The following is a 14,087-nucleotide window of genomic DNA, read 5'->3' as shown; positions in this document are numbered from 1 at the left end:
GGCGCAAATCACCCGGTGTTCTGGAGGCCGGCGGCAACGCCGGACACGGTGCACAGGATGAGGTAGATGAAGCGCTCGCGCTCCTCGGGAGTGAGCTTGTCACCGCGAGTGCGGACGGCCTGCAGCGCACGGGCCTGTGCAATGGACAGGACGTTCACGAACGGCAGACGCATGTGAATGACGGGACCGAGCACGCGACGGTGCTCGAGCGGCCAGTTGTTGCCCGTGATGGCAAGCACCCACTTGCGCGTCAGACGCATCTCGTCGAGAACCTTCTTGTTGAGGTCCTCGCGGTCGCCCAGCGAGAGGAACATCTCGGCGATGCGGTCGTCGGTCTTGGAGATGGACATCTCGATGTTGTCGACGAAGGTCGTAAAGAGCGGCCACTCCTTGTAGGCCTCCTGGAGGCGATCGAGGTCGCCGAACTTCTCGCAGGCGGTGCCCAGACCGTACCAGGCGGCAAGGTTGGTGCGCGCCTGGGACCAGGAGAAGATCCAGGGGATGGTGCGCAGGTCGTCAAGCGACTTGGCACCCAGGCCACGCTTGGCGGGACGCGAGCCGATGGGCATGAGGCCGATCTCGGTCAGAGGCGTGACGAAGCTGAACCACTCTGCAAAGCCGTCGGTGTTGAGCAGGTCGAGGTAACGCTCGCGAGAGTACTTGTCGAGCGCGGTCGAGATGTCAGAGAACTTGTCGATGGTCTCGGTGTTGACGTACTCGATCGACGGCGCGGACTGCAGCAGGGTCGCACCGGCGACGGACTCGATGTGACGACGCGCCAGCGTGGGGTCGCCGTAACGCGCGAAGATGACCTCGCCCTGCTCGGTCAGCTTGAAGCGGCAGTTGACGGAGCCCTTGGGCTGCGAGAGGACGGCGCGGTTTGCGGGGCCGCCACCACGGCCGACGGCGCCTCCGCGGCCATGCATCAGCACGAGGTCGATGTTGTTCTCCTCCGCCCACTTTGCGATGCGCTCCTGGGCAGCGTGCAGGACGAGGGTCGCCGAGGTGGGGCCGGCGTCCTTGGAGGAGTCGGAGTAGCCGAGCATGACCTCGAGCCTACGACCGGTCTCGGCAAGACGACGCTGGACCTGGGGGAGCTTGATGACCTCGTTGAGCGTGTCCACGGAGTTCTCGAGGTCCTCCACCTGCTCGAACAGGGGGATGACGTCGAGTACGGGGACGTCCGCCTCGTGCGCGAAAGCTAGGTGCGCGAGCTCGTAGACGTCCGCGACGTTCTGGGCGCTCTTGGTGAACGAGATGATGTAGCGACGGGCGGCCTTTACGCCGTTCTTGCGCTGGATGGATCCGATGGCGCGGAAGGTGTCGAGCACCTCGCGGGTCATGGGCTGCAGCTCTCCCCTCTCGCCCCAGCGGCCGTGCTCGCGAATGTCGGCGAGTGCGCGGGAGTGGACGACGGAGTGCTGACGGAACTCCATCTCGACCATGTGGAAGCCGAAGGTCTGGGCCTGCCAGATCAGGCGTTGGACCGGACCGTAGGCGGTGCGAACCGCGCCCGCGGCGGCAAGGGAACGCTGGACGACCTTGAGGTCCTCGATGTAATCCTCGGCAGAGTTGTACATGAGGTCCGCAGTGCGGTTGACGGTCGCCTTCAGACGCTCGGAAATAACGAGCATGACGGCGCGGTGGGTCTCCTGCGCGGAGATCTCCATGGCGTGAGCGCTGATAACCTCGCTCATCTCGACCTGGTGGCTCCAGAGGTTGAGGAGCTGGTCAGAGGCAGGCGTGGACTCGGTGTCGAGCGTGATGTTGCGGCCGACGGCGTGCGTGGCCTCGGCAAGGGTCTCGAGCATGTGCGTGCGGAACTTCTCAGCCACCTTGCGCGAGACCTTGGCGGTTACGTTAGGGTTGCCGTCGCGGTCGGAGCCGATCCAGCTTCCGGGGTGGAAGAACGCGGGGCAGACGGGCGGCACGGTGCCGGCCTTCTCGCCCAGCTCCCAGTCGTCAAAGCGACGGTAGACCTCGGGAACCATCTCGAACAAGGTGTTGTCGAAGATGTCGAGGATGGTGTCGGCCTCCTCGACGGGCGTCGGCTTCTTATGGGCGATTGGCGAGGTGCGGAACAGCGCATCGATCTCCTGAAGCATGCGGCGCTCGTTCTCGGCAAGAGAGACGCCAGCCAGCAGCGGTCGCTGCTCGAGCAGGGCCGAAATGCGGCGGATCTTGCCCTCGACGGCCTTGCGACGTGCCTCCGTGGGGTGCGCGGTGAAGACGGGGTGGAACTCGAGCCGGTTGAGAAGTGCGATCGCCTTGCCCCTGCCGCACTCGTCGACGAGCTGGCGATACGCGACTGTGATGTCGTTGATCGGGTCGGAGTCCGCATTGGTGGGGACGACCTCCTCGCGCTGGCGCAGCGAGGTTACGCGGTAGTTCTCCTCGCAGATGTTGGCCAGGTGGAAGTACGTGGCAAAGCCCCTCATGAGCAGTGTTGCGCGCTCGACGGGAAGGTCGTCAATGATCTTGACGGCCTCCGAGAAGGCTGCGACCTCCTCGTCGGTCTGGTCATCCTCGTCGAGGTTGGCCATGATGGCATCAGCCAGGAGCGCATCGAAGGTGTCGCAGAGCTCCTCATCGTATTCGCCGATGACCTTGCGGGTCAGACGCAGGAAGAGCGTCATGTTCTCCTTCAGGCCGTCGGGGATGTCGAACTCAGAGAGTGTCGTCTCCGCCGCGGAGCGCTTCATCGCGTTCTCGATTTCTTCTCGCGCAAGCCCCGCCTTATCGTCGGCCTTGCCCTTAACCTCGTCCGTCAGTCGTTCGACCTCAGACACAATGCCTCCTTCGCGCCATGCCCCAGGGCATATCGTTTTCGCAGAGAATTAGCTCTTTTACCATACCTGTGCAAAAACGCCACCACCTCTTCGGCACATGGATGAAACCCAGATTTCACCGGATGCAAACAGAAGCAAGGCATTATTACGCAGCGTCGCAACCACGCGGAGCGACGCTGCCATGAACACTAAAATGCAGAGAAGTGCCTGACCGCCGGCATCCCGCTCGGCGGAAGCCCGACCACAGTCAAACAGTCTGCAGGAGCAGTATGAGAAATCCTCTTGACCAGCTGAACGGCGCGCTCGGAGCCAACGCGCGCCGTCACGCGCCCCTTCACACGCCGAGTCCCGCCGACAACCTGCGCGAGGCTCGCCTGCGCGCGCAGACGGAGGCAGGACGGCAGTCCCCCGGGCAGACCGGAGCGCTTACGCGCCTGGTCAACCACTGGTGGGACCGACTGATCGGCGCCGTCTACTCAGGGTCACTCGCAAACCAGACCGCGCAGTACAGTGCCCACAACACCAAGCGCGACTACCTGTACAACTCGCTGGGCTCCGGCGTCTGGGGCGCCCTCTTCCCCATCCTCACGATCGTCGCGACCCAACTTGTCGGAGCCGAGCGCGCGGGCATGTTCTCCATGGCCTTCGTCATCGCGAACCTCCTGCAGTTCATCGGCAACTACGGCGTCCGCACGTTCCAAGTGTCCGACATCGACGAGATGGACTCCTTCTCGTCCTACTGCATCCAGCGCTTCGCCTCGTGCGCGCTCATGCTCGGCGTGGGCTACCTGTACTGCAGGCTGCGCGGCTATGGCGGAGAAATGCTCGTCATCTGCGCTGGCACGTTCGCATTCCGCATGGTCGACGCCCTCGCCGACGTCTACGAGGGCAGGCTCCAGCAGTTCGACAAGCTCTACCTCGCAGGCGTCTCGCAGATCGTCCGCTCGGCGGCGGTCATCGTGATCTTCTCCTTTGCCTTGCTGGTCACCCACAGCGTGCCCACCGCAAGCGTCGCGATGGCAGTCGCCTCGCTGGCCTCGCTGGCGCTGGTAACCATTCCCCTTACTCTTTTCGAGACGCCCCGTTCGCGCAGCTGGGACCTCACCGAGATCGTCGAGGTGTTCAGGGAGTGCTTCCCCGCGTTTCTGGCCCAATTCCTCTTCGCGCTCATCGAGGCGATGCCCAAGTTCGTGATGGAGGGCAGCCTGGGCTACGACAGCCAGCTCTTCTTCAACGCCATCTACTTCCCCGCGCAGAGCATCCTGATCGTCGTGAGCCTCGCGTACAAGCCCCAGCTCGTGCGCCTCGCGAAGATCTGGGCGGACCCCAACCACCGCAAGCGCTTCGACCTCATAGTCATCGCCGTGGTGCTGGGCACCGCAATCTACACGGCAGCCTCCCTCGTCGTGGCCGCTGTCATCGGCATCCCGCTTACGGGTCTTCTCTACGGCACCAGCTTTGAGCCGTATCGCAACGCCCAATACCTGATGATCGTCGCCGGAGGCCTCTCGGCGGTCATCGACTTCCTCTATCAGATCATCACGGTCCTGCGCCAGCAGCAGAAGGCCACGGGTGCCTACGGCATCGGCTTTGGCTACGTGACGCTCGCCTCGCTGCTGCTGATCAACACGATGGGATTCGATGGGGCCGTCTGGGCCTACGTGACGGTCATGGTCGTCCTGCTGGCGCTGCTGATCGTCCAGTACGTGCGCATCCGCCTCAATCCACCAAGCTTCTAATCGCAGGTAGAAACACGTGCACGACCGCTTGAGGCGCGTCTGGGAAGACTACGGAGGCGTCGTCCTCCTAGCTCCTCAAGTTCGGGAAAAGCACCGGGGACAGCATGGGGACGGCGGGCCGCCACAAAAGAAGGCGGGGCGAGCCATGTGGCCCGCCCCGCCTCAGCCTTGCCTTGCGAGAGCTATGTAAGCTCGTGCTTACGACTCGCTGTTTGCGTTGACGCAGCGCAGACCAGAGTCAGAGTCGCCCTCGATCATGACGTAGAGGTTCTCGTCGGTGGTGTCATCCTCGTTGAAGAAGGCATAGAGCTTCTTGTAGCCGTCGCCGAAGTCGAGTGTGTAGGTGGTGCCACTCTCGTCGTTGGTCTCGACGGACCAGGTGCCGTGGTGCCCCTCGTCACCGATGTACATGTAAACGGTGTTGTCGGCGTCGAACTTCAGATAGGAGTCGCCGATCATGGAATCGGGGGTCTCGGTGACATCGCCGTCGTTCATGATGGCCGTGATGTTCCAGGTGGAGACGATGGGATCAGCGGTCGCAGGCGTCTTCGTGTCGGTCTTGGTGTCGGTCTTGGTCTCGGTCTTGGTGTCCGACTTCGAGTCGCTCTTGCTGTCGTCGTCGCCAATGGAGTCCTCGATCTTGGTGAGGCCGGGGTCAGACGTGCCGTTGCTCGAGTAGGTGTCCTTGGGCCTGCCGAACGCCATGTACAGCAGGATGGCCAGCACGGCGACGATTCCCACGATGATGGCGATCTTCTTGCCGTTGCCCTTCTTGGGCTCGCTGCTCAGGGGAATCTGGCCGGGAGCGGGCACCTGGCCGGGGTTCACCTGACCTGCCGGGGGCACGGGAGCACCGGGGACAGGGGGGACGGGCGCGCCGGGAGCGGGCTGCGGGGTCGGCTGGACGGTCGTCGGCTGGACGGTCGTCGGCTGGACGGTCGTCGGCTGGACGGTCGTCGGCTGAACCTCGGTCGGTTGCTCGGGCGCAGGCGAGAAGGGCTGCGCAACCTCGGTCGCAGGCTGGGCGGCGTCGGACTCTACGGGCGAAACGGGAGCGGGAACCACAACGGGGGCCACCTCGTCGGCAGGCGCCTGCGACGTCTCCGGGGCAGTCTCGCTACCAGTAACGGGGCTGGGTGCAGCGGGAGCGTCTGCGGCGGCAACCGCGTCAACCTTGGTGCCGCAGCTGGGGCAGAACTGGGAATCGTCCGCGATCTGCGCCCCGCACTTCTTGCAATACATGCATCCTCCTATCGTCTTTTTACGGTCGCATCTCCCCCGCAAAACGACAGGAAAGATGGTGTGGGACCGAAGTCCCGGTTTTCTTAGGATACATCGCGAAGTGTTACAGATACGTGCAATCTATTAGACAGATACGTGCAATCTGTTAGCAAGTTTCGCCAATTGAACCAGCATGGACCCCTGAACTGCAGTTTTCTAGCTCATTTTCGAACGCTCAGGCGACCGAGCAAGACGATGTCACCTACAGCTCGACGCGAAGCGCGCAGGCCTCTCGGTCGTAACCGTTCCCTAAGACGGAGGCTACGTAGTCCCGAACCCATTCGGGCGTGCAGATCGATCCCGCGCTCGCCGCAAGGTCGTCGGTGTAGTCCGACAGCAGGTACGTCGTCATGCTCGTCCCACGGCCCCGGTGCGTGACCAGTGGCCGAAGCTCATAGGAGGCAACCCGGCAAGCCCCGTCGGCGTCCTTGTGAAGCACCACCCTGGCAAGTCCGCCCACCTGGCGGTTGCCGTCCTCCTGCGTGCTCACGAAGTTTCCGAGCGAGAAGAAGCAGACCCCCCGTATGCCGCGCGCGGTCTGGAACGTCTCGACGGGCTCAAGCACGTGAGGGTGCGCGCCGATGATGACGTCCGCACCGCAGTCCGCAAAGACCTTCTCCCACCGGCGCTGCTCCTGGGTGGGCTCCGTCTGATACTCGGTGCCCCAGTGCGGAAAGACGACGACCATGTCGGCGTGCTCGCGAGCGTAGGCCATCGTGGAGCGCACGTGCCCCTCCTCCAGCATCGAGACCGATCCCTTTGGGTCGGGAATGCCGTTGAGCGAGTAGGTGTAGTTCAGCAGCGCCACGCTGAAGCCGTCCTTGCGAAAGATGCGCACGCCATCTGGCGCCTGGCCCGAATCTGGGTCAGCCGCCCCGATGACCGCGACGTCGGGATGCCTCTGGCTCCAGAAGCGCAGCTCGGAAGAGAGGGCCGGATAGCCGGAGTCCATGGCGTGGTTGGACGCCTTGAGGATGACGTTGAAGCCCACCCGCGCCTCGGCGTCGCCCACCTCCTGCGGACCGTTGAAGCAGGGGTATCCAGAAAGTGGAGCAACGTCTCCGCCCAGAGGGGTCTCCTGGTTGAGCACCTTGATGTCCTGCCCCACCAGCTGAGGGGCGACGTTGGCGAAGAGATGATCGTAGTTGTAGCTGCCGTCGCTCTGGATGCCCGTGGTGTAGACGCCCTCATGCATCAGCACGTCCCCCACCATGGTCAGGCTGATGTCGACGCCGGGCTCGTCAGCGAGCGAGGCCTCGCAGACCGTGGCGACCTGCTCGCCAGAGGGCGCCTGCACGTCCCGGCTCGGCCGCAGGCCCAGCGCGAATCCCCACGCGACCAGAGCGAGAGCCGCAAGGCAGGCAAGGGTGCCCAGGACCAGCACAACGCGCGGGACCGTTCGACCGGCGCCCTTCTGCTCGTCAAGTCCGTCGGAACCCATCGCGCTCCTCCCCCGCCGTCGCCACATTGCCCACATGATATCCGCGACCTGGCGGAACCTCAATCGACCGTCCGCCCTGCGGCATCGATCGCGGAGGAGCGGGCGCGCAGGAAAAAGCCCCTCGGGACTCGTCGTCTCGAGGGGCTCGGTTGGGCGTCGTCCATTGCCGCAACTCAAATGCAGGCGGCGCGGGCCCGTCTACTGGAGCGTGCTCAGCGCAACCTCCTTGAGCTGCGCGGGCGACACGACGGAAGGCGCGTCGCTCATGAGGTCGGAGCCAGACGTGGTCTTGGGGAACGCCATGACCTCGCGGATGGAGTCCGCGCCGGCCAGCAGCATGCAGACGCGGTCGAGGCCCAGAGCGAAGCCGCCCATGGGAGGCGCACCGAACTCGAGCGCCTCCATGACGAAGCCGAACTGCTCCTTGGCGCTCTCCTCCGAGAAGCCCAGCATCTTGAGGATGGCCATCTGCATCTCGGCGTTGTGGATGCGCATTCCGCCACCGCCGGCCTCGAAGCCGTCCATGACGAAGTCGTAGGTGTAGGAGCCGACCTCGAGCGGATGCTCCATGATCTTCTTAGGATCGGTCTCGGTGGGAAGCGTGAAGGGCTGGTGCTCGGCCTCGTAGCGCTGGGTCTCCTCGTCCCAGTGGAGCAGCGGGAAGTTGACGACCCACAGGAAGTCGTGGCCCTCGCGCTTGACGTCCAGGACGTCTGCCATGTGGCTGCGCATGCCGCCCAGGATCTCGTCGCACTTCAGGCGGGACTCGACCGCGAACAGCACGAGGTCGCCAGGCTCCACGCCCATCTCGGCGCGCAGGCCTTCCATCTCCTCATCCGAGAAGAACTTGACGATCGGGCTGGTGACGCTGCCGTCCTCGCGGAACGCGACGTAGGCGAGGCCCTTGGCGCCGAAGGTCTTGGCGACGTCGCCGAGCTTGTCGATCTTGGAGCGGGCCCAGGTGCCGGCACCCTTGGCGTTGATGGCCTTGATGTACATGTTGGGGTCGGCCGCCGCGCCGGCGAAGAGCTTGAACTGGGACTTCGAGAAGATCGAGGTCACGTCGTGGAGCTCCATGCCGTAGCGGGTGTCGGGCTTGTCGGAGCCATAGGTGTCCATGGCGTCCCAGTACTGCATGCGGCGCAGGGGCGTGGGCATGTCGACGCCCATCTTGCCCAGGGCCTCGTGCAGGACGTCCTCGAGGGCACCCATGACGTCGTCCTGGTCGACAAAGGACATCTCGACGTCGACCTGGGTGAACTCGGGCTGGCGGTCAGCGCGAAGGTCCTCGTCGCGGAAGCACTTGGCGACCTGGTAGTAGCGCTCGACACCGCCGACCATCAGGAGCTGCTTGAGGAGCTGCGGCGACTGGGGCAGCGCGTAGAAGCGGCCTGGCTGCAGACGGGACGGGACGATGAAGTCGCGGGCGCCCTCGGGGGTCGACTTGAACAGCGCCGGCGTCTCGACCTCCATGAACAGGCGGTCATGCAGGGCCTGGCGCAGCGCGAAGGTGAAGTCGGAGCGCAGCTTGAGGTTGTCCATCATCTTGGGGCGACGGATGTCGAGGTAGCGATAGCGAAGACGGATGTCCTCGGAGACCTCGACGTGGTCCTCGATCTGGAACGCAGGCGTCTTGGAGGTGTTCAGGATCTCCATCGACTTGACGTGGACCTCAATCTCGCCGGTCACCATCGACTCGTTGATCTGGTCGTCAGGGCGCGGGCACACGACGCCCCTTACGAGGATCGGCCACTCTGTGCGCATGGTCTCGGCCGCGCGGAATGCCTCCTCCTCGCACACGTCGGGATCGAACTGGAGCTGCGTGAAGCCCGCACGGTCGCGGAGGTCGACGAAGATCAGGCTGCCGTGGTCGCGGCGGCGCCAGACCCAGCCGGTAAGGGTGACCTCGGTGCCGATGTCCCCGCGGCGGAGCTCGCCACAGGTGTGCGTGTGCATGCTAAAAGGCATTTCTTTCCTCTCGTCTTCCGCCCCGTGCCGTGACGGGCGGACTAGCAGATGATTGCGCGCCGCCGTAGACCGCGGAGTCGCGCGGTCTCACATAATAGCAGCCTGAGACCCGTGCGGACGGCTCGGCGCGGTATCCACACGCCGCGGCGCAAGAAGGCGTTTGCGCGGCGCGAAAGCGATGGTGGGTATGTGGGCTTCCCCGTCGGGCCACCCGCCCCGTGCTAGGCTTTTCTCCACATACACGAGAGAGGCATGGGCATGGCTTACAGGGCAGCAATCTTCGATTTGGACGGGACGCTCCTCAACACGCTTGAGGACCTTCACGCGTCGGTCAACCACACCCTCGCCCTGCACGGCATGCCCATCCGCTCCCGGGACGAGATCCGCTCCTTCCTGGGAAACGGCATGCAGGCGCTGATTCACCTCTCGTGCCCCGAAGGGACGGCATCCGAGCTCGAAGACCGCGTCCTCGCCGAGTTCAAGGACTACTATGCCCTTCACGGCGCCGACCACACCGCGCCCTATGACGGCATCGTCGAGCTGCTCGACGTGCTTTCCGGCGAGGGAATACGCCGCGCCGTCGTCTCGAACAAGGGAGACTTCGCCGTACAGGCCCTCGTGGAGAAGTACTTCCCCGGCATCTTCGACGCCGTCGTGGGAGAGCGACAGGACGTTCGTCGCAAGCCCGCCCCCGACACCGTCAACGCGGTCATGCGCGAGCTGGAGCTTGCGCCCAAGGACGTCGTCTACATCGGCGACTCGGAGGTCGACATAGACACCGCACGCAACGCTGGCATCGACTGCCTCTCCGTCTCGTGGGGCTTCCGCAGCAGGCGAGAGCTCACCGCCAGCGGTGCCACCACCATCGTGGACGACATCAACGATCTGGCCGAGGCCCTTCTCCTCTACTAGCCCCCGTCTATGGCCCGACCTACGGGCGCTTCGGCTCCTCTGCCGCGGCCCCCTTGGCCTCCGCATCCTCACCGGTGGTCGCGGCCAGGGACTCCGCGACCTCGCGGTCCTCGTCTTGCCTCGTGAAGCCCTCCGTGAGCATCGGCAGGAGCATGCGGTACGAGTTGTCGGTGGCATTCTCGCGCGGGGAGGCCTTCGCATAGCGCCGCACCGCGGCGGCCGACTTGTTGATGGCCGCGAGCGTGCCCGCACCGGCGACGCAGCCTCCCGGGCAGGCCATGCCCTCCAGCAGGTAACCCGGGTACTTGCCCTTGACCGCATCCTTCATCATCGCGCGGCACTCCCTGAGCCCCTCGGCGCTGGTGACTTTGACCTCCCGGTCAGGGTACTTGCGGTGGACGGCGTTGACCACGGCATTGGCGACGCCACCCGAGACGGCGAAGTTTCGCGCGTCGGCGGAGGCGACCTCGAAGTCGCCCTCGTCGTCTCCCGAGAGCGCCGCGCAGTCGATGCCTTTGGCGGCCATCATGCCCGCAAGCTCCTCGAACGTCAGGACGAAGTCGACCTCGGAGCGGACCGTCTTGCGCATGGCCTCGAGCTTCTTTGCGGAGCAGGGCCCCACAAACACGATCTTGGCGTTGGGATGCTGGGAGCGAATCAGGCGCGCGGTCAGCGTCATGGGCGTGAGTGCCATGCTGATGCACTTGGCATGCTCGGGGAACTCGAGCTTCGCCATGAGCGACCAGGCCGGGCAGCAGGACGTGCCCATGAACGGCAGCTCGTCGGGAACCTCCTCCAGAAAGTCCTCCGCCTCCTGGACGGTGCAGAGGTCCGCCCCGAGGGCGACCTCCTCGACTCCGCTGAAGCCCATGCTCTTGAAGGCCTCGCGCAGCTTGGCCGCATCGACCTTGGCGCCAAACTGTCCGACGAAGGCGGGCGCGACCTCCGCGATGACCTCCTCGCCGCGCGCGATGGCCCAGATGACCTGTGCGATCTGGCTCTTGTCGGCAATTGCGCCGAACGGGCAGTTGATGAGGCACTGGCCGCAGCTGACGCACTTGCTGTAGTCGATTTCGGCGCGGCCGTGCTCGTCGGAGTGGATGGCGCCCATTCCGCATGCCTCGGCACAGGGGCGCTCATGGTGATGGATGGCGTGATAGGGACAGGTCTTGGCGCACAGCCCGCACTTCACGCAGACATCCTGGTCGATGAAGGCCTTCTTGTCCTTGAAGCTGATCGCCTTCTTGGGACAGATCTCGCGACACGGATGCGCAAGGCAGCCTTGGCAGGCATTGGTCACCTCGTAGACGTTGTCCTTACAGGCGTTGCACGCGAACTTGATCACGTTGATGAGCGGAGGCTGGTAGTAGACCTGGTCAGACTCCTCTGCCTCGGCAAAGCCCTCGCTCACGCGGCTGGGTCGGTCGTTGGAGGAAAGAGGGAGGCCCATCGTCAGGCGTATGCGCTCCGCAATGATGGCGCGCTCCAAGAAGACGCTCTCGCGGTACGTGGCCACGTCGCCGGGAAGGATCTTGTAGGGGAGCTCGTCGAACTCCTTGTCGAAGCTCGAGTCGTCTCGGCCGGATCCCGGCCCCATCGAATAGCAGATCTTCGCGACCTCACTGAAGACGTTGCGCCGAATGTCAGTGAGATTGGTATAGACGCCTCGCATTGTGTTGGGCATGAGGTACCCCTCTCCGCGGCACGGCAAGGTGCCGCACGAATGGCCCAACACGAAGGCGCCCCCACGCCAAGACGGTCGGGCCCGCTAACGTTCGATGTGAACCCCTCCATCATGAACCTTTGCACCGAACTCCGCCCGCGAGAACCGAGATTCGAAGCGCTGCGGCCACTCGCTGCGAACCAGCACCTCTGCTCCGGTCACGGGATGCACGAAGCTCTCCTCCAGCGCATGGAGCATGAGCCCATCGCGCGAGCGAGGCCCACGATAGAGCGTGTCGCCCGCAATCGGAAAGCCCATCGATGCCAGGTGCACGCGAATCTGATGGCGGCGCCCGGTCTCGAGACACGCAAGCACCAGGGAGCGTCCGTTCTCCTCGCCCAGCTTTCGCACGCGGGTGACGGCGCGCTTGCCGCCCTCGCTCACGCGCATGCGGCGGGCATCGTGTCGGTCCCTGCCAATGGGCGAGTCAATCACGCGCTCGCCCTTTGGGAAGCCGGCAGCCACGACGGCAAGATAGCGCTTGCCCATGTCATGCCCGGCAACGAGCTCGTCGAAGGCTGGCTGGAACTCCTCGGTGAGCGAGAAGAGCGTGACGCCCGTGGTCTCGACGTCCAGCCTCTGCAATGCCTGCACCCTGGTCGTGATTCCCTCGAAGCGTGCCCAGGCGGCCACCAGGTCGCTCAGCGTCGGCACGCCCGTGCCGTCGCCGTGCACCAGGATGCCTGCGGGCTTGTCCACCGCGCACACGAAGCGGTCGCGGTAGACGATGCGGGGTATGCGCCCGCCACCCCCTCCCAAGCCGTCCACTCGCGAGGCAGACGAGGCCTCGGGCGCCGTCGCAAGCGTCAGGGCCAGCCGATCACCAGCGTCTGCGCAGGCATTCGGCGCAAGCACCTCATCGGAGCGACGCAGCCGCCCCTGCGCGAGGACGCGCGCCGCGCCGGGCTTCGAAAGGCCCACGGAGCGCAGCGCCCGCACGGCCGGGCCCGAAGCGACCACGTCGAAGAAGACCACGCCTCCCTTCGAGCCAACGTATTCGAGCAGATGCCCCATCACTTCTTGCCTCCCCGCGCTGTCAGCCGCTCGCGCTCCTCCTGAATGGTGTGCGGGAGCGGACAGAACAGCTCGACCAGCACGTCGTTGAAATCCTTCACGACGCTCCATACGTGGTCCGAGCGGCGCCAGGCCACGTCGATGTCAATCATGGCACGCCTGCCCAGGCCGATCATCCTCAGCCGGTCACGGCCGTGCTTTTTAATCGAATCCACCGCGAGCTCGAACGGCACGAAGCACGCACCAACCCCCTCGGCCGCCAGGTCGACAAGGGTCTCGGAGTTCTTGGAGTACACGCGGACGGTCGGCTCGACGCCCGAGCTGGCAAACATGCGCCGGGCAAGGTCGCCGGGCTCGTCGTTCTCGCCCAGCATCATGAAGGGAAGCCTGGCGAGGAGCCTCATGTCTCCCGTACGCCCCACGCGCCCGAGAACGCCCTCGACGTCCTCCCCCAAAGCCCGAGCCAACAGGTCTTGGTGGGCGAGCAGGACCACCTGCTCGCGATAGAGGCGGTGCACCTCGAGGTCATGCGCGTCGTGGGGGACGGTGGCCACGACCATGTCGAGCTTCTCCGCGCGCAGCAGCGACACCAGAGCCTCGTTCTCATCCTCATGGAGAAGGACGTTGACCCCGGGATGCGAGGCCCCAAAGCTCGAGATGGCCTGGGGCATGAGCATGTGGCCGCGCGTGCTGGCAACCCCCACGCCCAGAAGGCCGCGCTGGTCGCCCGCAATGTCCAAGAACTCCTGGCGCATGGCACGCTCCTGGGAGCGAAAGCGCTGGGCGTAGCCCAAAAAGACCTGCCCTGCATACGTCAAGGTCAGAGGCACGCGACGGTTGACCAGGCGGACGCCCAGCTCTCGCTCGACGCCGGCGATGTGAGCCGAAAGCGTCTGCTGCGTCACGGCAAGTCTCGCGGCGGCGCGCGTGAAGCTCTTCTCCTCTGCCAGCGCCACAAAGTAGTCCATAGAGGTGAAGTTCATGGCTCCCCCTAACGGTCGGTCTTATGCACAGAGCATTTTACGCATGCATCCAGCACCTCATGCGATTTCATTCCATATGAGAAGCGCCACTATGCATATCCACTAATTACAAACGGATCTTGTTGGATGCATCAAATATAACAGTTGGACGCAGTACAGCAACACCCGTAGATTACTTGTGCGACAGACGTCAGATTGCCAGTTCGCGCACGCGCGGGGCATAGTCCGGAAGACGGG

General features: G+C 64.6%; 9 protein-coding genes. 2 read left to right on the top strand and 7 right to left on the bottom strand.

What is annotated here, in order from left to right; translation table 11 throughout:
• Positions 1–8: 8 nt before the first annotated feature.
• A complete protein-coding gene (locus tag BMY31_RS00720) occupies positions 9–2,702 on the bottom strand; it encodes a phosphoenolpyruvate carboxylase (RefSeq protein ID WP_090991419.1) in 2,694 nt (897 codons plus the stop codon).
• Between the two features lie 356 nt (positions 2,703–3,058).
• Between BMY31_RS00720 and BMY31_RS00715 the strand changes: the two genes are divergently transcribed.
• Entirely contained in the window at positions 3,059–4,528 is a 1,470-nt protein-coding gene (locus BMY31_RS00715) for a lipopolysaccharide biosynthesis protein (protein WP_257612292.1), read from the top strand.
• Positions 4,529–4,726: 198 nt separating this feature from the next.
• On the opposite strand, the gene BMY31_RS00710 is transcribed toward BMY31_RS00715, so the two are convergent.
• From BMY31_RS00710 to aspS, 3 genes are all read right to left on the bottom strand, one after another.
• A complete protein-coding gene (locus tag BMY31_RS00710) occupies positions 4,727–5,770 on the bottom strand; it encodes a zinc-ribbon domain-containing protein (RefSeq protein WP_091007392.1) in 1,044 nt (347 codons plus the stop codon).
• A gap of 241 nt (positions 5,771–6,011) precedes the next feature.
• Positions 6,012–7,250 carry a CapA family protein gene (locus BMY31_RS00705; RefSeq protein WP_180371315.1) on the bottom strand — a complete coding sequence of 413 codons (1,239 nt, stop codon included), beginning with the start codon at positions 7,248–7,250 and terminating at the stop codon, positions 6,012–6,014.
• Positions 7,251–7,448: 198 nt separating this feature from the next.
• Positions 7,449–9,218, bottom strand: coding sequence for an aspartate--tRNA ligase (gene aspS, locus BMY31_RS00700; protein ID WP_234970612.1), 1,770 nt, complete (start codon positions 9,216–9,218; stop codon positions 7,449–7,451).
• A 258-nt stretch (positions 9,219–9,476) separates the two neighbouring features.
• Here aspS and BMY31_RS00695 point away from each other — a divergent pair, with 258 nt between their 5' ends.
• On the top strand, positions 9,477–10,130 hold the full coding sequence (locus BMY31_RS00695; RefSeq protein WP_078686719.1) for an HAD family hydrolase: 654 nt from the start codon (positions 9,477–9,479) through the stop codon (positions 10,128–10,130).
• 19 nt (positions 10,131–10,149) lie between these two features.
• Here the strand turns inward: BMY31_RS00695 and BMY31_RS00690 are convergent, their stop codons facing one another.
• The 3 genes from BMY31_RS00690 to BMY31_RS00680 form a co-directional block, all read right to left on the bottom strand.
• A complete protein-coding gene (locus BMY31_RS00690; protein WP_078686368.1) occupies positions 10,150–11,814 on the bottom strand; it encodes a 4Fe-4S dicluster domain-containing protein in 1,665 nt (554 codons plus the stop codon).
• 84 nt (positions 11,815–11,898) lie between these two features.
• Positions 11,899–12,867: an RluA family pseudouridine synthase gene (locus BMY31_RS00685; RefSeq protein ID WP_091007386.1), complete on the bottom strand. Its 969-nt coding sequence runs from the start codon at positions 12,865–12,867 to the stop codon at positions 11,899–11,901.
• The gene (locus BMY31_RS00680; RefSeq protein WP_091007384.1) at positions 12,867–13,850 is read right to left on the bottom strand and encodes a LysR family transcriptional regulator; all 984 of its coding nucleotides are present in this window, start codon (positions 13,848–13,850) and stop codon (positions 12,867–12,869) included. Before BMY31_RS00680 ends, BMY31_RS00685 begins: the two co-directional genes overlap by 1 nt.
• Positions 13,851–14,087: the final 237 nt, after the last annotated feature.

Source organism: Parafannyhessea umbonata, from assembly GCF_900111255.1.
Lineage (GTDB): Bacteria > Actinomycetota > Coriobacteriia > Coriobacteriales > Atopobiaceae > Olsenella_J > Olsenella_J umbonata_A.
The sequence above is the reverse complement of the archived record's forward strand: the minus strand, read 5'-3'. Positions and strand labels throughout refer to the sequence as shown.